Below are 26,929 nucleotides of genomic sequence, written 5' to 3'. Positions count from 1 at the left end.
GCGAAATCCAGGGCCGCTGCATCCGCGGATGGATCTCCCCGGATTACGCTTCGCTGCATCCGGGCTACGCGCACCGTCGTGAACTTTCTCATCGCGCGCACGATCGGCGCGCGCAGCGGTCGCCTGAGCGGCTGCGTTCTTCCGCGCATTCACCATTCTGAAATCCGTGCGCGGATTGAGAATTCGTTGTCCTTGCAAGCGTTTAGACGCGCAGCGTAACTAGCTCCTAATTTTTCGTAAAGGCGACGGACTTTCGTTGCCTCTCGCATATTGCCGAGGAATGTTCGTGGCGAATCCCGTTGTCCTGACGCTGACGACCAGCGACCCGCTCCACGATTATCTCCAACTCTACATCGCGATCGAGGCGATCAGCGTCGGTGGCGGCATGGCGGCCGCGAACACCGACTACGTCATCAACTTCTCGACCTCCGGCAGCGCGCGCACGTTGCAGCTGCTGGACGATCTGCCGGCCATCAATCTGATGAGCGGCTCGACGCTCACCTTCGACGGCAACTCCGACTACAACAATCAGCTCGGCGGCCAGGACTACAGCGACGTCATCGATGCCCGCGGCTATCAGGGCTTCGTCGTCACATCGGGCAAGGTGACGTTCAAGAACCTCACCATCATCAACGCCGTTGCCAGCGGCGGCAATGGCGGCGTTGGTGGCGGTGGCGGCGGTGCGGGGCTCGGTGGCGGCCTGTTCGTCGGGCAGAACGCTGACGTCACGCTGAACAACGTCAATTTCGGCAGCAACAGCGCCATCGGCGGCAATGGCGGCGTGGTCGATCCGGCCGGCGGCGGCGGTGGCGGCGGCGGCATCGGCGCCGACGGCGGCAGCGGTAATGGCGGCGGCGGTGGTGGTGGCGGCTTCGGCGGTCACGACTATTTCGGCGACCATGGCAATGGTGGCAACGGCTACAGCGAGGCCGGCTCCGACTCGCAGCATCCGTCCACCGGCGCGCAGACCTCGGGTGGCACGCCGGCAACCGTCGTCGGCCCAGGCGGCGGACAGAGCGCCGACAATTACGGCGGCACCGGATTCGGCGCGCACGCTGCTGGCGGTGCGAATGGCGGCGGCGGCGCCGGTGGTGTCGGCGGCGGCGGTGGTGGCATCGGCGGTGGCAACTCGGTCGGCGGCGGCCCGTCGGGCACGCTGATCGGCTTCGGTGGTGCCGGCGGCGTTGGCGGCGGTGGTGGCGGCGGCATTTATGGCGGCGGCAATGGCGGGTTCGCCGGCGGTGGCGGCGGCTCCGGCACCGGCAGCGGATACGCGCATACCGGCGGCAATGGCGGCTTCGGCGGTGGCGGCGGCGGTTCGAACGGCACGCCCGGCACCGGTGGCTTTGGCGCCGGCAGCGGCTCGCTCGCCGGCGGCGGTGGCGGCGGGTTAGGCGCCGGCGGCAACATCTTCGTCCAGCAGGGCGGCAAGCTCACCGTGATCGGCGGCAGCCTGATGGGTGCCACCGAGACCGGCGGCACCGGCGCCAACGGCGCCGGCAACGGCTCGGGCTATGGCGACATCTTCATTCAGGGCACGATAGTCGTCACGCCGACACACACCGTTTCCACCCTCTTTGAAGGGCTGCAGACGGTCACGACACTCACGATCGGCGACAAAATCGCCGACGAGCGCGGCATCAGCGGCAGCGGCACGACGGGAAAGCTGGCCGTCTCCGGCGGCGGCACGCTGACGCTGACCGGTGCGAGCAGCTATGTCGGCGGCACCCAGATCGACGGCGGCAATACCGTCTCGATCACGGCCGACAACAATATCGGCGGCTCGGCCGGCGCGTTGATCCTCAACGGCGGCGGCACGCTGACCACGACCGGCGGCTATGGCTTCACACACGCCATTCAGCTCACCAATGGCGGCGGCACCTTCAACGTATCGTCCGGCACGATCGCGGCCACCAGCTCGATCAGCGGCTCCGGCACCTTCACGCTGTCGGGTGCCGGCACGCTGCAACTCGGGTTGGGGCAGCTCGCCGGGCTGACCGGGACGTTCGGCCTCAGCAGCGCGCATCTGTCGCTGACATCGGGCGGCACGTTCGACGATGTGCTTTCGGTCAGCGGCAATTCGGTCCTGTCGATCGTAAACGGCGCGACCGTCACCGACACTGCTCTCGTCACCGGCGGCGGCAATCTCGGCATCGACGGCGGCGGTACGCTGGCGCTTGGCCATGCCGCCAACAGCTACGGCAACACCACGATTTCGTCGGGCACGGTGTGGGTCACCGCGGCCGGCGCCGCCGGCACCGGCACCATCTCGTTCACCTCGGGCATCGCCGGCACGCTGAAGATCGACAACGCCGCGCTGAGCGGCAATGCGTTCACCAACACGATTGCGAACTTCAACCCCGGCCAGTCCATCGACCTTACCGGGCTGCAGTACAACACCCAGACTCCATCGCTCAACACGGTCAGCCTGTCCGGCAACACGCTGTCGGTCTCCAACGGCACCACGACCGATACGCTGACCCTTGCCGGGGTCGGCGCCGGGACCAGCTTCCAGCTTTCGCAGGATGCAAACGGCGGAACCATCGTGCAGGTGGTCTCGACCCGCGTGTTCAATGTCGCCAACGTCGCCCAGCTCAATGCCGCCATCCTGCAGATGGATTCCGGCGGTCAGAACGCCGCGCCGAATGCCAACTACACGATCAACATCACTGCCAACTTCAGCCTGACGTCGGAGCTCTACGCGCTCAATCTGTTGAGCGGGTCGAGCGTCACGATCAATGGCAGCGACGGTCACGGCGGCAGCTATACGATCGACGGCCTCAACGCGCAGCGCGGCTTCTTCGTCTATGCGGGCAATGTCAATCTCGAGAACCTGACCATCCAGAACACGGTGGCGGCCGGTGGCGGCGTCGTCCGCGGCGGGGGTGGCGGTGGCGCCGGGTTCGGCGGCGCGCTGTTCGTCGCGTCGAACGGCAGCGCCACCATCGACAACGTCACCTTCCACAACAGCGCCGCGATCGGCGGCAACGGTGGTGCCGGCGGCACTGGCAATATCAACTCCGGCTACGGCTTCGGCGGCGGCGGCGGGATGGGCGGACGCGGCGGAAGCACCGGCGGTGGCGGCATCGGCCTTGACGCTCAAGGCGCGGACTCGGATCTCTTTAGAAGCGGTGCGCCCGGCATCGTCCCCAACACCGCGGGGGGCGGCAAAGGGAGCCCCGGTTACCTGATCACGATCGGTGGCGGGCAAGAGCTTTACTGGTACGGCGGATCAGGCGGCGCCAATGGCGGTGGCGGTGGCGCAACCGGGTGGGTTGCCAGCGGCGTCCGCGCGGCGTACGCGCCGGGCGGCGGTATCGGCGGCGCCAACGGGGCTGATGGCGGCAAGGGCGGCTTCGGCGGTGGCGGCGGCGACGGCGCGGATGGCGGCTTCGGCGGGGGCGGCGGCTACAACGGTGATGGCGGCTTCGGCGGCGGCGGTGGCATCGCCGGTGTCGGCGGCTTCGGTGGCGGTAATGGCACGTCGGGCGGCGGTGGCGGCCTTGGCGCCGGTGGTGCGGTCTTCGTTCAGCAAGGCGGCTCGCTGACCGTCAAGAGCGGCTCGCTCTCGAACGACGCAGGCTTCAACGCCGTCAAGGGCGGCACCAACGGCATCGGCCAGGCCAGCGGCTCGGCCTACGGCTCCGGCATCTTCATCCAGGGCAACAACACGCTCAGCTTCGCGCCCGACGGCGGCGAGACGCTGACGATCGCGAGCGACATCGCGGACCAGACCGGCAGCGGCGGCACCGCGGCCAATGCCGGCACCGGCGGCGTTGCGACCAGCGGCGGCGGCACTGTCGTGCTCGGCGGCAACAACAGCTACACCGGCAACACCACTGTCAGCGGCACCGGGACGTTCGTCTCGATCTCCGCCAACGTCAATCTCGGCGCCGTCAGCAGCATCCTGAAGCTCGGCGACGGCACCGGTATCTCGTTCACCGGCGGCTTTACGCAGACGCACAACATCACCGTCGCCGGCGACCCGATCTTCAACGTCGCGGCCGGCGAGGTGGTGACCCAGAGCGGCGTCATCTCCGACGGCGCGAGTGCCGGCGACGTCGAGGTCACCGGCGGTGGCCGGCTGGTGCTGGCGGCGCACAACACCTATTCGGGCGGCACCGTCGTCAAGGGCTCGATCCTCGAACTGGCAGCGAATGGCGCCGCCGGAACCGGGGCGATTGCCTTTACCGACGGCAGCGCCGAGAAGCTCGTGATCGATGCCGCGGCGTTCTCGGGCAGCTCGTTCACGACCTCGATCACCGGATTCGCCGGCGGCGACACTATCGACTTCACCAACATCGCCTACAGCGCCACCGCGACGCTGTCCTATTTCAACGGCGTGCTGCTGGTGAAGAGCAGCGGCGGCACCACGCTCGCCTCGCTGAACCTGAGCTTTGGATCGGGCGGCTCGGCGGCCTCGCTCGTGCTTGCTTCCGACGGGGCGGCCACGCCGCATCTCGAGCTCAGGTCCGAGATCAACATCACCTCGGTCACGGCCGACACCGCCGGCCACCTCACGCTGCTCAACACCGGCAAGGTCGTCACCATTACGGTCAATTTCAGCACCGCGGTGAACGTCACCGGCGCGCCGGAACTGGTGCTCAACGACGGCCGGGCCGCGACCTATGTCGGCGGCAGCGGCTCGCAGGCACTGGTGTTCAGCTACACGGTGCAGGCTGGAGACCAGACACCCGATCTCAAGGTGCAGAGTCTTTCGCTCAATGGCGGCACGATCCGGGATCCGGCCGGGCAGGACGCGACGCTGGACCATGCGGCCGCCGACCTGCATCTGGTGATCGACGGCGTGGCGCCGACGGTGTCCGTGACCGCGAGCCAGACCTCGCTGCTGGTCGGACAGGCCGCGACCGTCACCTTCACCTTCTCGGAGGCGGTCACCGGCTTTGCCCTCACCGATACCACGGTCAGCGGCGGCGGGCTGAGCAACCTCGTCCATGTCGGCGTCAACGGCCTTGGCCAGGACGTCTACACCGCGACCTTCACGCCCGACGTCACCAACACCGAGGCCGGTTCGGTGCAGGTCAACGCGTCGAGCTATGCCGACAGCGCGGGCAATACGGGCGCGGCCAGCAACACCGTCAGCTTTACCGGCGATACGCTGGCGCCGACGGTCGTGGTGACGGCCGATCACGCCACGCTGCATGCCGGCGACGCCGCGGTGGTGACATTCACCTTCTCCGAAGCAGTCACCGGCTTTGCCCTGAGCGATGCCACGGTGAGCGGCGGCGGGCTGAGCAATCTCGTCCATGTCGGCGTCAACGCCGACGGCAACGACATCTACACCGCGGTCTTCACGCCCGACGCTGCCAACGCCGAAATGGGCTCGGTGAAGGTCAACGCGTCGAGCTATGCCGACAACGCCGGCAATGCCGGCGCCGCCAGCAACAGCATCAGCTTCTCCGGCGACACGCTGGCGCCGACGCTGGCCGTGACGGCGGATCGCACCGCGCTGCTGGCTGGCCAGACCGCCACCGTGACTTTCACCTTCTCCGAAGCGGTCGCGAGCTTCGTGCTTGGCGATGTCGCCGTCCAGGGCGGCATCCTCGGCAATTTGTCCCACGTCGGCATCAACGGCGCGGGTCAGGATGTCTACACTGCGACCTTCACGCCCGACGCGAGCAACGCTTCGGCAGGCTCGGTGCAAGTCGGCGCATCGGCTTATGCCGACGTTGCCGGCAACAGCGGCGCGCCCAGCAACAGCGTCACCTTCACCGGCGACACGCTGGCACCAAGCGTCCTGGTGACGATGAACCCGGACACGGTGCTGGCCGGGCAGAACGCGACCGTGACCTTCACCTTCTCGGAGGCGGTCGCCGGCTTCGGCCTCGGCGGCACCACCGTTCACGGCGGCACGCTGAATAATCTCGTCCATGCCGGCCTGAATGGCGCGGGCGAGGACATCTACACCGCCACCTTCATCCCCGATGTGGCCAATGCCGAGACTGGCTCGGTGCAGGTCGACGCGGCGAGCTATGCCGATGCGGCCGGCAATGCCGGGACGGTGAGCAACGTCGCGACGGTTGACGGCGACACGCTGGCGCCGACCGTGTCGGTGACCGCCGATCACACCGTGCTGACGGCCGGCGATACCGCACTGGTGACCTTCACCTTCTCCGAGGCGGTCGCGGATTTTGCGCTTGATGATGTTACCGTGCATGGCGGCGCGCTCGATCATCTCATTCATGTCGGCATCAACGGCGCGGGTGAGGACGTCTACACCGCGATCTTCACGCCGGACGCCGACAACGCCGAGACGGGCTCGGTGCAGGTCATCGCGTCCAGCTATACCGACGCCGCCGGCAACAGCGGCACAGCGAGCAATGCCGTCGGCTTCACCGGCGATACGCGGGCGCCGACGGTCGCGGTCGCCGCCGGCCCGGGCACGGTGCTGGCCGGCCAGAGCTCGGTGGTGACCTTCACCTTCTCCGAAGCCGTCACCGGCTTTGCGCTGAGTGACACCACCGTCAGCGGCGGCGTGCTGGATAATCTCGTTCATGTCGGCGTCAACGGCGCAGGTCGGGACGTCTACACCGCGACCTTCACGCCCGACATCAACGACGTGGTGGCGGGCTCGGTGCGGGTCAACGCGGCGAGCTATGGCGACAGTGCCGGCAATGCCGGCAGCGCCAGCAACACCGTCACCATCGGCGGCGACACGCTGGCGCCGACGGTGTCCGTCGCGGCGGATCACACCGCACTGATGGCGGACGATACGGCGCTGCTGACCTTCACCTTCTCCGAGGTGATCTCAGGCTTCACGCTCGGCGATCTCAGCGTCACCGGCGGCCAACTCGATCATCTCGTCCATGTCGGCTTCAGCCTGTCGGGCGAGGACATCTACACCGCGACCTTCACCCCTGACGCCAGCAACAACGAAGTCGGCTCGGTGCAGGTCGATCCATCAGGCTATACCGACGTCGCCGGCAATTCCGGCGCCGCCAGCAACACGGTCAATTTCAGCGGCGACACGCTGGCGCCGATCGCCTCGGTGGTTGCAACGCCGAGCACGCTGCTCGCCGGCCAGACCTCGCTCGTGACCTTCACCTTCTCGGAGGCGGTCAGCGGCTTTACCCGCGACGACATCACCGTTCACGGCGGAACGCTCAGTGGCCTGACCCATGTCGGCCTCAGCGGCGCGCAGGACGTCTACAGCGCCGTGTTCACGCCTGATGCCAGCAACAGCGAAGCCGGCTCGGTACAGGTCGATGCGGCCAGCTACACCGACGCCGCCGGCAATGCAGGTAGCGCCAGCAACACCGCTCACATCGGCGGCGACACGCGGGCGCCGGCGGTGCTGGTGACGGCGGATCACACCTCGCTGCTGGCGGGTCAGACCGCGCAGCTGACCTTCACCTTCTCCGACCGCAATCCCGCTTTCGCGCTTCGTGACGTCACCGTGCATGGCGGCGCGCTCGGCCAGCTGGCCCATGTCGGCCTCAACGGGGCAGGCGAGGACATCTACACCGCGACATTCACGCCCGATGTGTCCGATGCGCTGTCGGCGTCGGTGCAGGTGAAGGGGTCGTCGTTTACCGACGCCGCCGGCAACAGCAATGCGGCCAGCAACACGGTCAGCTTCGACGGCGATACCAAGGCGCCGGCGGCGCCGACGCTGGCGCTGCACCACGACAGCGGCATCTCCGGCACCGACCACGTCACCAGCAATCCGCTGATCGACTACGTCAAGTCCGATGCGGCCGACAGTCTGCAATACCGGGTCGACGGCGCAGCGAGCTTCTCGAACGATGTGCCGACGGGCCTCGCCGACGGTGTGCACACGGTGTCGGTCCAGGAGGTCGATCCTGCCGGCAATGTCAGCGCGGTCTCGAGCCTGACCTTCACGCTCGACACCACGGCGCCGCATCTTTCCGGGATCACCGCCACGCCTTCCGGCGGCTTCGCGAAGACCGGATCGACGGTGCAGTTGACGCTCGGCTTCGACGAGGCGGTCAATGTCAGCGGCGGCACGCCGACGCTGACGCTGAACGACGGCGGCAGCGCGATCTACGACGCGGCGGCGACGGCGCTGCTCAGCGATTCCTCGAAACTCGTGTTCGATCACGTCGTGTCGGCGACCAATCACGTCTCCGCGCTTTCCGTCACCGGCTTTGCCGCCAACGGCGCCGTGGTCAACGACATCGCCGGCAATGCCGCCGATCTCTCCACTGTCTCGGCGGCGTTCGACGCGCTGCACATCAACGAGACCACGGCGCCGGCCTTCACCATCGGCGGCATCACGCGGCCGGAGCTGCATTTCAACGAGAGCGGCCAGATCATGCTCGACGCAGCCGCGTCGGCATTCATGGGCCAGTACGGCATCGAATATCTCTATCTCGGCCTGCCGCCGGGAACACCTTATCCGCCGGTCGATATGCACGTCTGATCCCGGGCCGCCGCAACGCTCATTCCGCAGAACGAAAAACCGATGGCGGTCACTGCGCTTGCTGCGGTGCGGGCCATGCGGCATGATCCGGCCCGCGAAACGGACCTGAAGGAATGAGGTCCGTGCTTCACGGGAGGCTTTGGATGAGACGAGTTGTGGCCGGTGCACTGGCCTGCATGTTTGCGATCTCGGCGCACGCGGCGCTGGCGCAGGACAAGCCCCCGCTGAAGCTCGGCGGCATCCTCGACATGTCGAGCCTTTACGCCGACATCACCGGTTCCGGCAGTGAAACCGCCGCCAAGATGGCGGTGGAGGATTTCGGCGGCGAGGTGCTGGGCCGCAAGATCGAGGTCGTGGTCGGCGACCACCTCAACAAGGCCGATCTCGCCGCCAACATCGCCCGCGACATGCTCGACAACCAGGGCGTCGAGATGATCTTCGACGTCGCGGCCTCCGCCACCGCGCTTGCCGCCGGCGAGATCGCCAAGGCGCGCGGCAAGATCGTCATGTTCAACGGCCCGGGCTCGATCCGTCTCAGCAACGAGGCCTGCGGCCCCTTCACCGTGCACTACGTGTTCGACACTTTCGCGCAGGCCAACGTCACCGGCCTTGCCGCGGTGAAATCCGGCCTCGACACCTGGTTCTTCCTGACCGCGGACTACGCCTTCGGCCAGGACCTGGAAAAGGACACCTCCAATGTGGTGGTGAAGTCGGGCGGCAAGGTGCTCGGCAATGTGCGGCACCCGATCAACACCTCGGATTTTTCGTCGTTCCTGCTGCAGGCGCAGGCTTCGAAGGCCAAGGTGATCGGGCTCGCCAATGCCGGCGGCGACACCATCAACGCGATCAAGCAGGCGGCCGAATTCGGCCTCACCAAGGGCGGCCAAAAGCTGTCGCCGCTGCTCGCCTTCGTCACCGACATCGACAGCGTCGGGCTCGAGACCGCGCAGGGCCTGCTGCTGGCGGAAGCGTTCTACTGGGATCTCAACGACGACTCCCGCGCGTTCTCGAAGCGCTTCATGGAACGGGTCAAGCGGGTGCCGACCTCGGCGCAGGCCGGCGTCTATTCTTCCGTCACGCATTACCTGAAGGCGGTAAAGGCCGCCGGCACCACGGATTCTGCCGCGGTCATGAAGGTGATGAAGGAGACCCCGATCAACGACATGTTCGCCAAGAACGGCAGGATCCGCGAGGACGGCCGCATGGTGCACGACATGTACCTGTTCGAGGTCAAGAAGCCGTCGGAGTCGAAAGGCCGCTGGGACGACTACAAGCTGCTCGCGACCGTGCCGGGCGACCAGGCGTTCCAGTCGCTGGAAGCCTCGCGCTGCCCGCTGGTGAAGAAATGACGCAGTTCCCGCGTCGTCATTGCGAGGAGCGAAGCGACGAAGCAATCCATGCTTCCGCGAGTGGAGAGATGGATTGCTTCGCTTCGCTCGCAATGACGGTGCGGAGGCAGTCTTTGTGCGAACCAACAACAACGAAAGGCAAAACGCCATGAGCGATAACCAGATGGTTCTCCAATCCCTCGAGCAGGGCCTGCTCACCATCACGATGAACCGCCCCGACCGGCGCAACGCGCTCAATCCGGACATGACGCGCGGCCTCGTCGAGGCGGCGCGGCGCGCCGAGAGCGATCCCGATGTGCGCGCGGTGCTGATCCGCGGCGCCGGCGGCACCTTCTGTGTCGGCGGCGACGTCAAGTCGATGGCGGAAGGCCGCGCGCCGCTGCCGTTCGAGACCAAGATGGCGAACCTGCGCCGCGGCATGGAGGTCTCGCGCACCCTGCACCAGATGCCGAAGCCGGTGGTGGCGCAGCTCGACGGCGCCGCGGCCGGCGCGGGCTTGTCGATCGCGCTGTCCTGCGACCTGCGCGTCGCCAGCGCGTCCTGCAAGATCACCACTGCCTTTGCAAAGGTCGGCTTCTCCGGCGACTACGGCGGCACCTATTTTCTGACCAAGATGCTGGGCAGCGCCAAGGCGCGCGAGCTCTATCTGATGTCGCCTGTGCTGTCGGCGCAGGAGGCCTACAATCTCGGCATGGTCTCCAAGGTGGTGCCTGATGCCGATATCGAAGCCGAGGCGCTGGAGCTGGCGCGCTCGCTGGCGCAGGGGCCGTCGGTGGCGCTCGGCTACATCAAGCGCAACATCAACAATGCCGAGACTATGACGCTGGAAGCTTGCTTCGACGGCGAGTCGATCCACCACACCCGCGCCGGCGAGACCGCCGACCACAAGGAAGCGGCGAAGGCGTTCGTCGAGAAGCGCAAGCCGACCTTCCAGGGGCAGTGAGCCATGGCCGATCGTTTGGCCGATTACATCCGGCTGCGGCAGATCTGCCTGGTGGCGCCGCAGCTCGCGCCCGTGATCGCTGACATCTCCGCGATCATGGGCCTCGACGTCTGCTACCGCGACGGCAACGTTGCCAAATACGGGCTCGAGAACGCGCTGCTGCCGGTCGATACTATTCTGCTCGAAGTGGTCGCGCCGTTCGAGCCGGGGCCGGGCACCGCGGCGGGCCGCTTCATCGAGAAGACCGGCGGCCGCGGCGGCTACATGGCGATCTTCTGCTGTGAGGATCCCGACGCGCGCGGCGCGAAAGCCAATGCGATCGGCGTGCGTACCGCCAACGTGATCACGCACGCGCCGTATCACGGCGTGCAGCTGCACCCGCGCGACTGCCGCGCCGCCTTCATCGAGTTCAACCACACCGACGGCAGCGACGACGTGCTCGGTCCCTATCCGCCGGCCGGCCCCGACTGGCAGAAATCGATCCGCAAGGACACGACCGTGGCGCTGACCGAGGTCGAGATGCAGAGCCCGGCGCCCGAGGGGTTGGCGGAACACTGGGGCCGGATTCTTGGCGTGCCAGCAGATGGCGCCACCGTGAAGCTGCCGAACAGCACCTTCCGCTTCGTCAAGGGCGAGGCCGAGATCATGAGCGGCTTGACGTTCAGGGTCGTCGACAAAGCCAAGGTGCTGGATGCAGCGAAAGCGCGCGGTTGCGCGGTGTCGGGCGACGAATTCTTCCTCTGCGGCGTCACGTTCCGCCTGACGGCGTGAGTTCGTAGCCCGGATGCAGCCAACGGGTCGCGCGAACGCGCGCCCGATGACAGGCTCCGCGAAATCCGGGGCCGCGCTTTCCGCGGATGGACCGCCCCGGATTACGCTGCGCTCCATCCGAGCTACGGATCTTGCGCTTCTATCACCGTCATCCTGAGGAGCGCGCTCTTGCGCGCGTCTCGAAGGATGAATCGGCCCGGCTGGTGGCCGTGCATCCTTCGAGGCTCGCAAGAGCTCGCACCTCAGGATGACGGGAAACGTTCAGCAGGGATGACGGGTCGAGACATTGAGCGCGCGGCCGCGATCCAATATCGTCGTACCCAATAACAACAATGGAACATCCCCCATGCCGCATCCGCTCGATTCCTTCTTCGCACCCGCAAGCATTGCGCTGATCGGCGCCTCGCGCGATCACGAGAAGATTCCCGGGCGGCTGCTCGCGATGCTGCGCAAGAACGGCTATCCCGGAAAACTTTATCCGATCAATCCGAACTATGCCGAGATCGACGGCCTGCCATGCTTCAGACAGGTCGCCGAGGTCGACGCGCCGATCGATCTCGCGATCATCGTGATTCCCGCCCGCGCGGTGCTGCCGGCGCTGCAGCAGTGCGCTGCGGCCGGCGTCAGGAACGCCGTCATCATCTCGTCCGGCTTTGCCGAGGAGGGCGGCGACAGCGCGGCGATGCAGGATGCGATCGTGGCGCTGGCGAAGCGCACCGGGATGCGGATCAGTGGCCCGAATGCCGAAGGCTTCTACAGCGAGGTGCAGAAGGTCGCGGCGACCTTCAGCCCGACCGTCGACGTCAAGCCGGACCATGTCCCGCTGGTCGCGACCACGCGGCGGGTCGGCATCGTCGCGCAATCCGGCGGCATCGGCTTTGCCATCAAGCATCGCGCCAAGGCGCTCGGCGTCGCCATCAGCTACGTCGTCAGCGCCGGCAATGAGAGCGATCTCGGCGCCGGCGAGTTCCTCGACTACATGGTGCAGGATGCCTCGACCGACGTGATCATGCTGTTCATCGAAGGCATCCGCGACATCGACAAGTTTCTCGTCGCGGCGAAGCGCGCTGCCGAGCTGCGAAAGCCCGTGATCGTGACCAAGGTCGGCCGCTCCGGCGCCGGCGAGCGTGCCGCCGCCTCGCACACGGCGAGCATGGCGGGCTGGTCGGCGGCCTATGACGCGGTGTTCGCGAAATACGGTTTCATCGTTTCCAACGATCTCGACGAGGCGGTGACGATCGCCGCGGTGCTGGCCAGCAATCCGCTGCCCAAGGGCGACCGCGTCGCCGTGCTCACGGTGTCCGGCGGCGCCGGCATCTGGGGCGCCGACACTGTGTCGCTGCAGGGCCTGCGCGTGCCGGAGCTGTCGGCCGCGGCACAGGAGCAGATCAAGCAGTGGATGCCGTCCTACGGCGCCGCCGGCAATCCGGTCGACGTCACCGCACAAGGCGTCGCCTCGGGCGGCCTGCAGAAGAGCATCGAGCTGTTCGATGCATCGGACGAAGTCGACGCCACGCTGGTGGTGCTGTCGCTGTCGAGCGAAGTGCGGATGCCGTTCAAGGAGGCCGAGCTCAAGCCGGTGATCGCGGCGCAGAACAAGCCCGTGGTGTTTTATTCCTACACGCTACCGTCGCAATTCGCACGGCAGGAGCTCGCCAAGTCGGGCGTCGTCGTGCTCTCGGGGCTCACCCATGTCGGCGTCGCGATGCGGCGGCTGGCGGATTATGCCAGGTTCAAACCGGCGCCCGATGTGATGACGCCGGCCGGCGGTGGGCGCGACCTCTCCGCGCATCTGACGTCGAAGACGCTGTCCGAAGCCGACAGCAAGGCGCTGCTGCGCGCCGCCGGCATCGCGCTGCCGGACGAGGTGCTGGTCACCGAACGCGACGGCCTCGACGCCGCGATCGCGCGCGTCGGCTTCCCGCTGGTGATGAAGATCCAGTCGCGCGACATCCCGCACAAGAGCGAGGTCGGCGGCGTCCGCGTCAACATCACGGCCAAGGGCGAGGCGTTCACCGCCTATCGCGACATGCTGGAGAGCGTGCAGCAGCACCGGCCGCAGGCTGCGATCCAGGGCGTGCTGGTCGGGCCGATGGCGAAGAAGGGCGTCGAGATCATCGTCGGCACGATGACCGACAGAACCTTCGGACCGATGGTGATGGTCGGCCTCGGCGGCATCACCACCGAGCTGTTCAAGGACGTGGTCTATCGCCCGGCGCCGGTCAGCGCGGCGGAAGCGACCACGATGCTGCAGACGTTGAAGGCCGCGCCATTGCTGCAGGGCTTTCGCGGCGCGCCGAAAGCCGACGTCGCGGCGCTGGCGCGGCTGATCTCGGAGATATCAGTGTTGGCGTCGGCTCACGCGCGCGAAATCGCGGAGATCGAGGTCAACCCAGTGCTGGTGCACCCGGAGGGGCAGGGCGTCACCATCGTCGACGCGCTGGTGGTGCCGAAGAGTTAGCGCGCTCCCTCCCCACCGTCGTCCCGGCGCAGGCCCTAGGGCATGCATACATCTGGTGCGAGGGCTTACAGGTCAGGAAGGCACCACCGGATGGGTTCCCTCCCCCCTTGCGGGGTCCGAGGCGAGCGGAGCTCGCTCTCGAGGTTAGGGAGAGGGGTAAGCCGCGCGGGCGGTGTTTGTGGCTTACCCCTCTCTCCAACTCTCCCCCGCAAGGGGGGAGAGAGCCCTCCCACCTCCCGTGTAGCCTTAAGCAAAGACCGGCTGGGTGATGAGTGAAATGTGTGCATGCCCTAGGGCCTTCGCAGGGACGACCGTGTTGAGGGGCCGGCGCCTGCGGCTTACCGCCCCTTGAAATTCGCGACGCGGCGTTCGGCGGTGGCTTTGACGCCTTCCTTGAAATCCTCCGTCGCGCGCAGCTTGGTCTGCTCGACCAGCTCGTGGTTGGTGGCGGCGAGCACGCGGTCGGCGAGGCCGGCGCGCATGGTGGCGCGGGTCGAGACCAGGCCGAGCGGCGAGCATTCGGCGATCTCCTGCGCGAGCTTCATCGCCTCTGCGCGCACCTGGTCCTGCGGCACCAGCACGTTGGCGAGGCCCCAGCGATAGGCCTCTTCGCCGGTGACGCGGCGGCTGGTGTAGAACATCAGCTCGGCATTGTTCTTGCCGATCAGTTCGGGCAGCGTCGCCGTGAGGCCGAAGCCCGGATGGAAGCCGAGTTTTGTAAAGTTTGCCGAGAAGCGCGCCTCGGGGCAGGCGACGCGAAAATCCGCCGAGACGGCAAGGCCGAGGCCGCCGCCGATCGCGGCGCCATGGATCGCCGCGACGATCGGCTTCTTGTTGCGGAAGATGCGCACCGCCTGGACGTAGAGATGATTGATCGGCAGGTTGGAAGCCGGATCGGTCTTGGCGCGCTCCTCCTGCTCCTGGCGGGCGGGATCGCCAAAGTTGGCGCCGGCGCAGAACGCCTTGCCTTGCGCGGCGAGCACGGAGGCGCGGATCTCGATATTGTTGTCGAACTCCTCCAGCGCGTCGGCGATCTGGTTGATCAGCGCGACGTCGAAGAAATTCAGCGGCGGCTTGCGAATCTCGATCAGGCCGACATGGCCGTGGGTCTCGACGCCGATATCCGTGTATTTGGTCATCTGTTGTCTCCGTAAGGCTTCAATCTCTCGGCGCTCTTCACCTCTCCCAAAGGGAGAGGTCGATTTGCGCTAGCAAATCGGGTGAGGGGTTGTGCTCTCTCGTGGGACCGTAATCCCTCACCCGGCGCTGCGCGCCGACCTCTCCCTCCGGGAGAGGTGTGAGTGATCGCGGTGAGATCGTCGGTCCCATCGGGTGTCAGCGCAAGCCCAAACCGCGGGCGATGATGCCGCGCAGCACCTCGGTGGTGCCGCCCTGGATCGTCAGCTTGGGCGCGGTCTTGATGGCGAAATCGAGCTGCTTCTCCAGCGTCTCGCGGTTGGTCGCGGTCTCCTCGACGAACGCGGCGAGGTCGCGCACCCGGTGCGGCAGCTGCTGTTCCCACACCGTGCCGATGTCTTTCACGATCGAGGCTTCCACCACCGGCTCCTTGCCGGCCTGCAGCATGCCGGCGACCGACACCGACATGCGGCGCATGGTGTGTACCTGCGCCACCAGCCGGCCGATGCCTTCGGCCGAGCGGGTGTCCGGATTCTTGCCGACCGCGCGCACCAGTTCGGTCAGCACGTAGTAAGTCTCGAGGAAACGCTCGGGTCCGCTGCGCTCATAGGCGAGCTCGCTGGTCGCCTGCTTCCAGGCGCCGTCGACCTCGCCGAGCACGTGATCGTCGGGCACGAAGTAGTCGGTGAACACCACCTCGTTGAACTCGAACTGGCCGGTGATCTGGCCGATCGGATTCACCTTGATGCCCGGCTGCTTCATCTTGACCAGAAACTGAGTCAGGCCGTGGCGGCGGTTTTCCTTGGTCGGTTGCGAGGTGCGGAAGATCGCGATCATGTAGTCGGCGATATGTGCCGACGAGGTCCAGATCTTGGTGCCGTTGATCAGGTAGCCGCCGTCGGTCTTGGTCGCGCGCGTCTTGGCCGCGAACAGGTCGGAGCCGGAGTTCGGCTCGCTCATGCCGATCGCAAAGCAGACTTCGCCGCGGCAGATCCGCGGCAGGATGTCCATCTTGATGTGCTCGGGCGCGTATTTCAAAAGCACCGGCCCGCTCTGGCGGTCGGCGACGAAGAAGCGCCGGGTCGGCGCATTCGCCACCCGCATCTCCTCGGTCACCACGTAGCGCTCCAGGAACGAGCGCTCCTGGCCGCCGTACTTTTTCGGCCAGGTCATGCCGAGCCAGCCCTTGGCGCCGACGCGACGCGAAAACTCCGGCGCGTCATTATCCTCGCGGTTCGGCGCATGGGGATCGAAGGTGCCGGCGGCGATTTCCTCGGCGAGGAAGGCGCGCACCTCTTTACGAAGCTGCTCGCATTTTTCCGGCAGGCGGATCGGATCGAAACGAAGGGCTGCAGTCATGATGTCCAGTCCTGATCTTTCTGCCTGGTCTCAGCGCGAAGCCACCAGCGGCCACAATTCGTCGGCGCCGCGGTTCGCCACCAGTTTGCCGAGCTCGACGGCCCAATAGCTTTCCGAGCCGAAATCGTCGCGCCAGGCCAGCGCGCGCAGCGAATAGCGGTGCAGGATGTGCTCGCTGGTGAAGCCGATCGCGCCGTGCACCTGGTGCGCGATGCCGCCGCCCTTCTCGGCCGCTTCCGAGCAGCGGATCTTTGCCGACGCCGCCTCGAGGAACACCGCGTCATCGTCGAGCGATTTGGCGTTGACGATGGTGTCGGCCGCCGAGGTCGCGGCGGCGAGAGCAGCGGCGGACTCGCCGGCGAGGCGGGCGAGGTTGTGCTGCACCGCCTGGAATTTCGAGATCTTCTTCTCGAAGGCGACGCGCTCGTTGGAATAGCGCACGGAGATGTCGAGCATCGATTCCAGGGAGCCTGCGATCTGCAGGCTGCGCACCACGCCGCCCATCAGCATTAGCGTGGTCTGGTCAAAACCTTTTGGCGCGGGCTTGATCGCGGCCGGCTGCACCTTGTCGAGCGTGACAGTATCGCTGTGATCGCCGCCGAGCCCGATGCCGGATTCGATCCAGCACTTCGCGGCATCGACCAGCGCGATCGAGACGCCGTCCTTGCTATCGGCCAGCACCGCGAAATGCTTTGCCTCCTTGGCGAACGGCACGCCGCGGGTGCGGCCGGAGAGCGAGCCGTCGGCGGCCAGCGTGATGCGGTCCTTCGGGCTCGCCGGCAGCACGGTCATCTCGCCTGCGGGAGAGGCGATTTGCGCTTGCGTCAGCAGCCAGCCGGCCAGCATGGTTTCGGCCAGCGGAACAGCGATGGCGTGGCGGCCGGCGACATTGAGAACGGCAAAACCATCGGCGAGGCTGGCGCCGGAACCGCCAAGTTCGTCGGGCACCCAGGAGAGCGGCAGGCCGGCTTCGGTCAGCGCCTGCCACAGCGGCGCCTTCCATGCGCCCTGCTTGTCGTGATTGATGGTCTGGGCATCCGCGAGATCGGCGAAAATCTTGTCCGCGGTCTCGGCGACGATGTTCTCACTCTCCGCCACAGCGTTCCTCATGTTGATTGGCGCAAGGCGCCGTGCGGCGGGCCCTGCTTGCGCTATTTGTCTTGCGCTCAATGATGCGGAAAAGCCATAGCCGTGACAAGCATTGCCCGCAGGGCCACTTGCGCGGATGGCATGCGATCAGCCATGCAATGAATTAATTCCGCAGTGCGGATTTCGCAGTTTCGCGGGCCAGATTTTTCAGGGATCCGGCTGCGCGATATGGTATGCCACCGCAATTCATCTGGCTCACAACAACAAGGAAACGCAGATGTCGAAGGAAGGTTTGTGCGCGATCGTGACGGGGTCGGCATCGGGGCTTGGTGCCGCCACCGCGCAGATCCTCGCCACCGAGGGCGCGCGCATCATCGTCAACTATTCCAACAGCAAGGCGGACGCCGAGGCGACCGCGGAAGCCTGCCGCAAGCAGGGCGCCGAGGTGCTGGTGGTGCAGGGCGACGTCTCGCGTGATGAGGACTGCAAGAAGATCGCGGCCGCCGCGCAGGGCTGGGGCCGCCTCGACGTGCTCGTCAACAATGCCGGCACCACCAAGCATGTGCCGCATCACGATATGGATGGCCTCACGGCGGAAGATTTTCAGCGCATCTATGCCGTCAACACCATCGGCCCGTTCCAGATGGTCCGCGCCGCAAGGGCGCTACTCGAGGCCGGCGCGAAGGCATCGGGCCGGCCGTCGGCGGTGGTCAACGTCTCCTCGGTCGCCGGCATTTCCGGCGGCGGCTCGTCGGTCGCCTATGCCGCGAGCAAGGGCGCGCTCAACACCATGACGCAGTCGCTGGCGCGCGCGCTGGCGCCGCTGATTCGCGTCAACACCGTCTGCCCGGGCTATATCGACACGCCCTGGTTCACCAAGGGCCGCGGCGAGGCGGGCGCCAAGCAGGTGCGCGATGCCGTGGTGGCGCGGGTGCCGCTGAAGGTGGCGTCGACGGCCGAGGATATCGCCAACCTGGTCTGCTTCCTGGCGAGCCCGGCGTCGAGCAACATGACCGGCGAATTCGTCCGCATGGACGCCGGCATGCATTTGATTCAGTGAGTTGAAAGGAACGTCATTCCGGGGCTCGCGAAGCGAGAACCCGGAATCTCGAGAGAATGTGAGGCTATATCCTCATCCACTGCTGTCATCGCCCGGCTCGACCGGGCGATCCAGTACGCCGCGGCCTCTCGGTTCAAGCACTACGGTCTCTGGAATACTGGATCACCCGCATGCACGGGTGATGACACTGAGCAAGTCACCGCCGCGACCAGCCGGTTGAGGCGCGGCGCTCAACGCCTCGTCCGTCATTGCGAGCGTTAGCGAAGCAATCCATCCATCCGCGCGCGCGGAGAGATGGATTGCTTCGCTTCGCTCGCAATGACGGGACGTGACGGCCTACGCCGTCACTTGTTACCCGGATCCGAAATCACCCGCGCGGCGACCAGCCGGTTGAGGCGCTGCGCTCAATGCCTTCTCCGTCATTGCGAGCGTCAGCGAAGCAATCCATTTGTCCGCGCAGGTGGAGGGATGGATTGCTTCGCTTTGCTCGCAATGACGGGACGTGACGGCCTACGCCGTCGCTTGTTGTCCGGGTCCGAAATCACCGGCGCGGCGACCAGCCGATTGAAGCGCGGCGCTCAACGCCTCCTCCGTCGTTGCGAGCGTTAGCGAAGCAATCCATCTGTCCGCGCAGGCGGTGAGATGGATTGCTTCGCTTCGCTCGCAATGACGGGACGTGACGGCTCCGCCGTCACTTGTTACCCGGATCCGAAATCACCCGCGCGGCGACCAGCCGGTTCCAGATGAACAGCACCACCAGCGCGCCGATCGTGGCGGTGATGAAGCCGGCACCCTGCTCGGGACCGTAATGGCCGATCGCTTGTCCGACCCAGGTCGCGAGGAACGCGCCGGCGATGCCGAGCACGGTGGTGAGGATGAACCCGGTCGGATTGTTCGGCCCCGGCGACAGGAATCGCGCGATGATCCCGGCGATGAAGCCGACGATGATGATCCAGATGATGCCGCCCATGTTGATCGCCCTCCGGTGAATTCCGTCACAGCCTGCCGTGCAGCTCGTCGCCGCTCGGCAGCCGGCCGTCCGGCGTCAGATGATTGATCGCGTCGGGCAGATACTGGCTGAGGCCCTGCAGCAATTCATCGCGCGACAATCCGCTCTGCGACGCCAGCGAGTTGATCTGGTCGGCGCCGAGCGCGTTGGCGAGATCGCCGGGTTCGATCGACTTGTTGGGACCGTTGCTGACCCACGAACTGGCGGTATCGCCATGACCCTTGTCCTGCAGCTGCTTGAGCAGGTCGTTGAGCCCGCCGCTCAGCACGGTGCCGGCCGCGCCGCCTGCGAGCAGGCCGCCCAGTCCGCCCTTCAGGAGATCGGACAGCCCGCCGCCACCGGCTCCGCCGGGCAAGCCTGCGGTGACGTTGCCGGGCAGCGGTGGCGCCTGTGCCGGCTTCGGCGTCGGGGCCGCTTCACCCGGCTGGCCGCTGCCGCCGAAATGCTTGACCGCCTTCCAGGCCAGCAGTGCCAGGATGGCCATCGTGATCGGCGACATTCCGCCACTGGAGCTATCGGATTGTGAGCTTGGCGCGCTCGGGCCGCGGGGGCCGTTCTGCATGCCGTTGAGTACGTCGAGCAAACCCATGTCGTTTCCTCCTGCCGCAACCGTGCCCCGCCGCGGAAACATAGCTTCGGCCCATGACGGTTACAAGGCGACGGTTGCAAGGCGACGGTTACAAGGCGAACGCCTGGCCCGGCGGCGCGTTGAAATAGGCAGCCACACTGTGGTCTGCTATCGCCTTGATGAACGGATGTTGGGTCAGATGAACGAGAACCGGCCGATCGGCATTGCAGGCGCCGGCAGCATCGGATGCTTCGTCGGCGGTATGTTGGCTGCGGCCGGACGCCGCGTTGCGCTGCTGGCGCGGCCGCGGGTGGTGGAAGAAATTACCACCAATGGGCTCCGCGTCACCAATTACGACGGTGCCGAGCAAAAGCTAGCCGCTGACCGGCTGATCCTGGCGGACGATCCGTCGATCTTCGCCGATGCGCAGATGGTGCTGGTGACGGTGAAGAGCGCCGACACCGGCGAGATGGCCGAGCTGATCGCTCGCCATGCCGCGCCCGATACCGTGGTGGTCAGCCTGCAGAACGGCGTCGGCAATGTGCCGGTGCTGCGCGAGCGCCTCGCCGGCCGCAGCGTGCTCGGCGGCATGGTGCCGTTCAATGTGGTGGCGCTCGGCGACGGCCGCTTTCATCGCTCGACCTCGGGCGACATCGTGATCGCCAACGACGACGCCGGCACCGCGGCGCGCCTCTCGGTCCCGGGCCTTGCCATCCGCGCGACCCGCAACATCGACGGCGTGCAGTGGGGCAAGCTGATCGTCAACCTGAACAACGCGCTCAATGCGCTCTCAGACATTCCGCTGCGCCAGCAGCTCGCGCAGCGCAATTGGCGCCGCCTGTTCGCCGACCAGATGGCGGAGGGGCTGGCCGCGGTCCGCGCCGAGGGGATCGCGCCGGTGTCGCCGACGCCGCTGCCGTCGAGCTGGATGCCGCCGCTGCTGCGGCTGCCGGACGCGGTCTTCGAGATGCTGCTCGGCCGCACCATGAAGATCGATCCCGAGGCGCGCTCCTCGATGTGGGAGGACCTGCAGCGCGGCCGCCGCACCGAGATCGACTATCTGCAAGGTGTCATCACCGCGATCGCCGATCGCCGCGGCCTCGACGCGCCGCTGTCGCGCCGCGTCATCGCACTGGTCCGGCAGGCCGAAGCCAACGGCAAGGGCTCGCCCGGGCTGACGCCGGAGCAGATCCGCGCGGGCAGAGCATGATCCGGAAAAGTGCGAAGCGGTTTTCCGAATCGATCACGCTCCAACAAAGGGTGCGTTGGATTGCGTTCGGAAGGAGAGTGGCATGAAAGCGATTGTCGTGATGTTGGTGACGATTGCAGGACTCAGCTCAACCGTTGCGCACGCCGCGCCGCCGACCGTGGTGCCGTCACCAGGCTACGACGCGCGGCTGCAGGAGCAGCGCGCCGCGAGGTCGGCGCGATCGGGCGAACAGATAGCCCCGCTCGCGCGGCCAACGAAGCACCACCACAGGAAGCGGACACGCCACTAGGCGGACCGGCGCCGGGTCACCGCTCCCCGCGAGGGGCGGTTTCAGATTTCGGAATATTGGAAGAATATCGTTGAGTTGCCCGACGTGTCAAGTGCCGAACGCCGGCCGCCGCAGGCTACTTTGCATGGGGTTGTTTTTCGGCATTTTTGGCACGTGCCCCCTGCGGCGATGCCGGCTGCTGTTCGTTCGCGGATGAATCCTCTATAGATGCCCCTCGCATCCCGCGCCTTGCAAATGTCGCATGGCGGACAAGGCACCGACAACCCACCGCATCACCCCAGGCAATGATCAGACGATTTGAAATGAGATCCGCCGTCCTCGCGCTCGGTCTCGTGGTTGGCTTCGCCACGACCGCCGGCGCCGGCGACTATGCTGGCGCCATCAGCAGCTATCGGCGCGCGCACCGCATGCCTGCGGTGAGGCTCGATGCCAGGCTGAATGCAGTGGCGCTGAAGCAGGCGCAGGCGATGTCGGCGACCGGATCGGTCAGCCATTCCGCCGGCGGCAGCTTCTTCACCCGCATCAAGCCGCTGAAGAAGCAGCGCGCCGCGGAAAACATCGGCGCCGGCTTCATCGCCTTTGCCGAGATGCTGAAGCAGTGGGAGAATTCGGCGGGGCATCGCGAGAACCTGCTGATGCCGGGCGCGAAGCGCGTCGGCGTCGCCTTCGTCGACAATGCGAAATCGCGGTACCGCAGGTTCTGGGCGATGGTGATCAGCGACTGAGCCTGCATTGTCATTCCGGGGCGGCGCGAAGCGACGAACCCGGAATCTCGAGGGCGCTTGCAGCGGATTCCGGGTTCTCGCTGCGCGAGCCCCGGAATGACGAACTGAAAGTCAGCCGCGCTTCGCGGTCCGGTTCGGCGTCGCCGGCGGTGCGGGCTGCGGCGTGAAGATCTTCTTGAGATCATCGAGACTCTGCGACAGCCGCGGCCATTCGCACGAGAACGCGTTCTTGGCGCATTGCGCCGCGCGGATCCGCGCCGCCTGCTTGACCGGGCTCGCGACCGGCACCGGCACCTTCTCGGTCGGGCTGCGCAGCGATGCCTGCTGAAGCTGCGGCGGATGTTGCTGCGGTTGCGGCGGCGGCTCGGGCGCCTTCTCCTGCTCCTGCAGTTGTTTGGCGTTGAACGCCGCGACGATGCTCGAGCGGCGCTGCTTCTCGAGATAGGCGGTGTATTCGAGGTCGATCCGCTTCTGCTCTTCCGGCGTCGGATTGGGACCGGCGATGTCGTAGCTGCGGTCCTGCATGAAGTCGTAATAGGTGTAGCCGCCGCCCGGCTTGCGGCGCCCGGCGAATTTGGAATTGCACTCGGCGAGTTGCGCGGTCTTGTCTTGCTTGGTCTTCGCCTTCTCGGCGAGATCGGCGCAATCCTCAAAATCTTTCGGCGAGCTGCGCCACCATTGCGCGCGCGCCTCCGCAGACGCCAGCATCAAGCCGGCGGTACAAACGGCAACAGCCAACGTCGATGATCGTGACGGCATCACGGACATTGAAACCAAACCTTGGGAACACAGATTTAACCGATTGTCGCCATTTTGGTGACGCTTGTCACCCCCGGAACCCGATGATTTCGGTGCGCTGCGGAACGGCAATTTCGTCGCTGTGTCTGATGGAACACAGCCTTTCGCATCTCCGCCACATTTGAAGGCGTCTTAAGCGCGCTGGCGTGCAGAACTCCCGAACAATTCGTGTCGAATCCTTCACTTCACCTTGTGCAGCAGCGCCACCAGTTCCGCCTGCCGGTGCGTGCCGGTTTTCTGGAAGATCGCCTTCAACTGATTGCGCGCGGTGGCGAGCGCAACGCCGGCCTGCACGGCCGCATCCTCGACCGAATCGCCGCGCGCAAGCCGCGTCGCGAGGCGCGCCTGCGCCGGCGTCAGTTCGAAGGTCGCGGCGAGCAGCGCCTGGTCGAATGCGGGATTGCCTTCGAGGTCGCGGATCAAGAGGATCGCGCGGGCGCCTAGGAACGGCGAGCGCGCTGCCGGCAGCACCGGCTGCATCTGGATCACGATCGGCCGCTTGTCGATCCTGCGCACCACGATCGGCGATGACGGCATTGGCTGCAGGTCCGAGCTGTGGGCCAGCTGATCGATCAGCCGCGTCAGGTCGGCATTGGCCTGGCGGTCGCGCAGCGTCAGGCGATTGTTGCGGATCGCAAGCTCGGGGCCGAGGCAGGCCTCGGCCTGGCTGTTCATGCCGATGATGGCGCCGAAGCGGCCGACGGCAATCGCCGCGACCTGAATCAGGTCGAGCGCGCTGGTGACGCCCGACAATGCGGCGCGGCCGGCGATGGTGGACAGCGTCGCGGCTTCGGTGAGCCGTCCCGATATTCTCGCCAGCGCCTTGATCTCGTCGGCCTCGAACATGCCTTCCTTCGGCGAGCGCTGGATGGTCAGCGCCCACAGCGCCGGGCCGGCGTGGAAGCCGACGCCGGCAAACCATTTCAGCCCGAACTCGCCGAGCGTGGCGTAGAGCGGATCGCGCAGCATCTCGGCTTCCGACTCGAACAGATCGCCGTCGGTGATCACGGTGGTGCCGGCGATCATCAGCGGCACCCCGCGGGCGGCGCGGATGTCGGTGCGATGCAGGTTGGTGGGGAAGTAGATCCTGGTGAAATAGTCGGTGATCGAATCGGTGCGCGGAATGTCCTCGGTGCGGACATCGCTCTGCAGCATCGCCGCGCCGGTGGCGCCGACGGCGGCGCAGACCTGGTCCATGAAGGAGGGCCATCCAGCGGGATCGAGCACCACGTCGCCGAGGCCAGCAGTCACATCGTCCAGTCTGCGCAGGTCGATCAAGGCTCAGCTCCGCCCGATGCAAGAAGCCCTTTACTTCGCGAGACGAAACCCGCTGCACTCGCTTACGCCCGCTACCGTGCTTAGGAAAGCCGGTGCCGCCCAACTTGCAAGTTAAATTACCGCCACGGATATGAGCTGCTTCACCAGGCCCGGACTTTTCGGCGCGAAATCGCCCGATTTGGGCTGTTTTGCGCCGTGGTTTCCTGCGACGGAACGCTAGCCCCGGTGGCGATCGGCCTCAGCCAGCGCTACGCGGCAGAAGCTGCCCGCGGTCGCGACCACCTCCTCGAGCGGCTGCGGATACGCCTTCGACACCCAGCGCAGCGCGATCGAGATCACCGCGCCGACCATGCCGATCGAGAGCAGCGCGGCCGCTGACGCCTTGTCGCCGCGTTTCGGATCGATCGCCGGCGGCACCAGGATGTTGCTGAAGGTGCACAGTGCATCGAGCTTGACCGCATCGACCGCGGGACTGATGCCGGAAATTTCCAAGAGGAACACCCGCGCCGGCTTCGGATGCTGCTTCAGCCGCGTGAAATACAGCGTCAGCGCCGCGTGCAGCCGCGCCTCGGGATCGTTGCCCGCGCTTGCCGCGGCCGCCGCCATTTCCTCATGCAGATGGCCGACGACATGGCTGTAGGCGGCGATCAGCAGCGCCTCGCTGTTGGCGAAGGATTCGTAGAAATAGCGCTCGGTCAATTCGGCGGCTTCGCAAATCGCCTTCACGGTGGCGCCGCGATAGCCGACCTCGCCATAGACCTCGACCGCCGCATCGATCAGCTTGAGCCGCCGCTCGGCGCGGCGTTCCTCGGCGTCCATGCCGCCATAGAGGCGGGCTTTGCGGCTGCTTCCCATGAAAAAGTATTGACACGCGGCATTGTCAGATGTCAAGTTATCTGACAAGATAGATTGTCAAAACGGGAGGTGCGGGCGTGTCCAGTCATTTCGACGTGCTGATCGTAGGCGCGGGCCTCTCCGGCATCGGCGCCGGCTATCATCTGCAAAAGAACTGCCCGGACCACAGCTACGCCATTCTCGAGGGCCGCGATTGCATCGGCGGCACCTGGGACCTGTTCCGCTATCCCGGCATCCGCTCCGACTCCGACATGTACACGCTCGGCTATTCGTTCCGGCCGTGGACCGAGCCGAAGGCGATCGCCGACGGCCCGTCGATCCTGAATTACGTGCGCGAGACCGCGCGGATGTACGGCATCGACCAAAAGATCCGCTTCAACCACCGCGTCGTCAGCGCCGACTGGTCCTCAGCGGACGCGCGATGGACGGTCGAGGTCGAGCGCGGGCCTGAGAAGGCGATCGAGCGCCTGACCTGCAGCTTCCTGTTCATGTGCAGCGGCTACTACAAATACGAACAGGGCTACACGCCCGACTTCCCCGGCATCGCCGATTTCGCCGGCCGCGTCGTGCATCCGCAGAAATGGACCGACGACATCGACTATGCCGGCAAGAAGGTGGTGGTGATCGGCTCCGGCGCCACCGCGGTGACCCTGGTGCCGGAAATGGCCAAGACCGCCGCGCATGTCACCATGCTGCAGCGCTCGCCGACCTATGTCGTGGCGCGTCCGGACAAGGACAGGGTCGCCGACTGGCTGCGCGCCCGGCTGCCGGCAAAGCTCGCCTACGGCCTCACCCGCTGGAAGAACGTGCTGTTCGGGATGTATTTCTACCGGCTCTGCAAGCGCGACCCCGAGCGGGTCAAGAAGCTGATCCTCGGTGGCGTGCGCCACGCGCTGGGGCCCGACTACGACGTCGCCACCCATTTCACGCCGCGCTACAATCCGTGGGACCAGCGGCTCTGTCTGGTGCCGAACGGCGACCTGTTTGAATCGCTGCGCAGCGGCACATCGTCCGTTATCACGGACCAGATCGAGACGTTTACGCCCGAGGGCATCAAGCTGAAGTCAGGCAAGGCGCTCGACGCCGACATCGTGGTGACGGCGACCGGCCTCGATCTGCAGGTGCTCGGCGGGCTCGCGCTCAGCGTCGACGGCGCCGGCGTCGATCTCTCCAAGACCATGAACTACAAGGGGCTGATGTATTCGGGCGTGCCCAACCTCGCCGCGGCCTTCGGCTACACCAACGCGTCCTGGACGCTGAAATGCGACCTGTCTTGCGAATATGTCTGCCGCACGCTCAACTACATGAAGGCCAAGGGCTACGCGCAGGTGACGCCGCGGCGCAACGATCCTGGTGTCACCGAGCTGCCCTGGGTCGATTTCTCCTCCGGCTACATCCAGCGCGCCGCCGCCAAATTCCCCAAGCAGGGCTCGCGCCGGCCGTGGCGGCTGTACCAGAACTACGCCCTCGACATCATGACATTGCGCTTCGGCGCGCTCGCGGACGAGGCGCTCGAGTTCCTGCCGGCGCGAAGCGCTGCTGCGGCCAACGCGGCCGCCAGCCAGGCCCGGCAGGTCGCGTAGAGCGGCGGACACGCGCATACCGCGCAACTTCATGCGCGCCG

At 66.3% G+C, this 26,929-nt stretch carries 18 protein-coding genes; 10 read left to right on the top strand and 8 right to left on the bottom strand.

Annotated features, from left to right (window positions below; all coding sequences use genetic code 11):
• The first annotated feature begins 286 nt into the window (after positions 1-286).
• The 5 genes from XH93_RS42855 to XH93_RS40760 all read left to right on the top strand — a co-directional run bounded on the left by XH93_RS42855 (position 287) and on the right by XH93_RS40760 (position 13,928).
• The gene (locus tag XH93_RS42855; protein ID WP_194471770.1) at positions 287-8,404 is read left to right on the top strand and encodes an Ig-like domain-containing protein; all 8,118 of its coding nucleotides are present in this window, start codon (positions 287-289) and stop codon (positions 8,402-8,404) included.
• A 143-nt stretch (positions 8,405-8,547) separates the two neighbouring features.
• Positions 8,548-9,753 (top strand): ABC transporter substrate-binding protein, encoded by a 1,206-nt coding sequence (locus tag XH93_RS40775; RefSeq protein ID WP_139481778.1) that lies wholly within the window; start codon positions 8,548-8,550, stop codon positions 9,751-9,753.
• A 148-nt stretch (positions 9,754-9,901) separates the two neighbouring features.
• A complete protein-coding gene (locus XH93_RS40770; protein WP_194471769.1) occupies positions 9,902-10,696 on the top strand; it encodes an enoyl-CoA hydratase in 795 nt (264 codons plus the stop codon).
• A gap of 15 nt (positions 10,697-10,711) precedes the next feature.
• Positions 10,712-11,467 (top strand): hypothetical protein, encoded by a 756-nt coding sequence (locus tag XH93_RS40765; protein WP_194475531.1) that lies wholly within the window; start codon positions 10,712-10,714, stop codon positions 11,465-11,467.
• A 346-nt stretch (positions 11,468-11,813) separates the two neighbouring features.
• Positions 11,814-13,928 (top strand): acetate--CoA ligase family protein, encoded by a 2,115-nt coding sequence (locus XH93_RS40760; RefSeq protein ID WP_194471768.1) that lies wholly within the window; start codon positions 11,814-11,816, stop codon positions 13,926-13,928.
• A gap of 338 nt (positions 13,929-14,266) precedes the next feature.
• On the opposite strand, the gene XH93_RS40755 is transcribed toward XH93_RS40760, so the two are convergent.
• The 3 genes from XH93_RS40755 to XH93_RS40745 all read right to left on the bottom strand — a co-directional run bounded on the left by XH93_RS40755 (position 14,267) and on the right by XH93_RS40745 (position 17,522).
• On the bottom strand, positions 14,267-15,067 hold the full coding sequence (locus tag XH93_RS40755) for an enoyl-CoA hydratase/isomerase family protein (protein WP_194471767.1): 801 nt from the start codon (positions 15,065-15,067) through the stop codon (positions 14,267-14,269).
• 196 nt (positions 15,068-15,263) lie between these two features.
• Complete coding sequence (locus XH93_RS40750) at positions 15,264-16,424, bottom strand: acyl-CoA dehydrogenase family protein (RefSeq protein WP_194471766.1); 1,161 nt, start codon at positions 16,422-16,424, stop codon at positions 15,264-15,266.
• A 30-nt stretch (positions 16,425-16,454) separates the two neighbouring features.
• Entirely contained in the window at positions 16,455-17,522 is a 1,068-nt protein-coding gene (locus tag XH93_RS40745; RefSeq protein WP_194471765.1) for an acyl-CoA dehydrogenase family protein, read from the bottom strand.
• A 268-nt stretch (positions 17,523-17,790) separates the two neighbouring features.
• On the opposite strand from XH93_RS40745, the gene XH93_RS40740 reads away from it, so the two are divergent.
• The gene (locus tag XH93_RS40740) at positions 17,791-18,573 is read left to right on the top strand and encodes an SDR family NAD(P)-dependent oxidoreductase (RefSeq protein WP_194471764.1); all 783 of its coding nucleotides are present in this window, start codon (positions 17,791-17,793) and stop codon (positions 18,571-18,573) included.
• 691 nt (positions 18,574-19,264) lie between these two features.
• Here the strand turns inward: XH93_RS40740 and XH93_RS40735 are convergent.
• Both XH93_RS40735 and XH93_RS40730 read right to left on the bottom strand, forming a co-directional pair.
• Positions 19,265-19,543 carry a GlsB/YeaQ/YmgE family stress response membrane protein gene (locus XH93_RS40735; RefSeq protein WP_139858489.1) on the bottom strand — a complete coding sequence of 93 codons (279 nt, stop codon included), beginning with the start codon at positions 19,541-19,543 and terminating at the stop codon, positions 19,265-19,267.
• Between the two features lie 25 nt (positions 19,544-19,568).
• On the bottom strand, positions 19,569-20,171 hold the full coding sequence (locus tag XH93_RS40730; protein ID WP_139481787.1) for a YidB family protein: 603 nt from the start codon (positions 20,169-20,171) through the stop codon (positions 19,569-19,571).
• A gap of 178 nt (positions 20,172-20,349) precedes the next feature.
• Between XH93_RS40730 and XH93_RS40725 the strand changes: the two genes are divergently transcribed.
• The 3 genes from XH93_RS40725 (at position 20,350) to XH93_RS40715 (ending at position 22,374) form a co-directional block, all read left to right on the top strand.
• Entirely contained in the window at positions 20,350-21,360 is a 1,011-nt protein-coding gene (locus XH93_RS40725; protein WP_194475530.1) for a 2-dehydropantoate 2-reductase, read from the top strand.
• 82 nt (positions 21,361-21,442) lie between these two features.
• Positions 21,443-21,649 (top strand): hypothetical protein, encoded by a 207-nt coding sequence (locus XH93_RS40720; protein WP_194471763.1) that lies wholly within the window; start codon positions 21,443-21,445, stop codon positions 21,647-21,649.
• A 302-nt stretch (positions 21,650-21,951) separates the two neighbouring features.
• Positions 21,952-22,374 (top strand): CAP domain-containing protein, encoded by a 423-nt coding sequence (locus XH93_RS40715; RefSeq protein ID WP_194471762.1) that lies wholly within the window; start codon positions 21,952-21,954, stop codon positions 22,372-22,374.
• A gap of 111 nt (positions 22,375-22,485) precedes the next feature.
• Here XH93_RS40715 and XH93_RS40710 read toward each other — a convergent pair whose 3' ends face one another.
• The 3 genes from XH93_RS40710 to XH93_RS40700 all read right to left on the bottom strand — a co-directional run bounded on the left by XH93_RS40710 (position 22,486) and on the right by XH93_RS40700 (position 25,305).
• Positions 22,486-23,082: a hypothetical protein gene (locus XH93_RS40710; protein WP_371815142.1), complete on the bottom strand. Its 597-nt coding sequence runs from the start codon at positions 23,080-23,082 to the stop codon at positions 22,486-22,488.
• Between the two features lie 270 nt (positions 23,083-23,352).
• Positions 23,353-24,450, bottom strand: coding sequence for a helix-turn-helix transcriptional regulator (locus tag XH93_RS40705; RefSeq protein ID WP_194471760.1), 1,098 nt, complete (start codon positions 24,448-24,450; stop codon positions 23,353-23,355).
• A 216-nt stretch (positions 24,451-24,666) separates the two neighbouring features.
• Positions 24,667-25,305, bottom strand: coding sequence for a TetR/AcrR family transcriptional regulator (locus XH93_RS40700; RefSeq protein WP_194471759.1), 639 nt, complete (start codon positions 25,303-25,305; stop codon positions 24,667-24,669).
• Positions 25,306-25,382: 77 nt separating this feature from the next.
• On the opposite strand from XH93_RS40700, the gene XH93_RS40695 reads away from it, so the two are divergent.
• The gene (locus XH93_RS40695) at positions 25,383-26,888 is read left to right on the top strand and encodes an NAD(P)/FAD-dependent oxidoreductase (RefSeq protein ID WP_194471758.1); all 1,506 of its coding nucleotides are present in this window, start codon (positions 25,383-25,385) and stop codon (positions 26,886-26,888) included.
• Positions 26,889-26,929: the final 41 nt, after the last annotated feature.

The organism is Bradyrhizobium sp. CCBAU 51753 (genome assembly GCF_015291565.1).
In the GTDB taxonomy this organism is placed as follows: domain Bacteria; phylum Pseudomonadota; class Alphaproteobacteria; order Rhizobiales; family Xanthobacteraceae; genus Bradyrhizobium; species Bradyrhizobium ivorense.
This window is presented reverse-complemented; position numbering and strand designations above follow the sequence as displayed.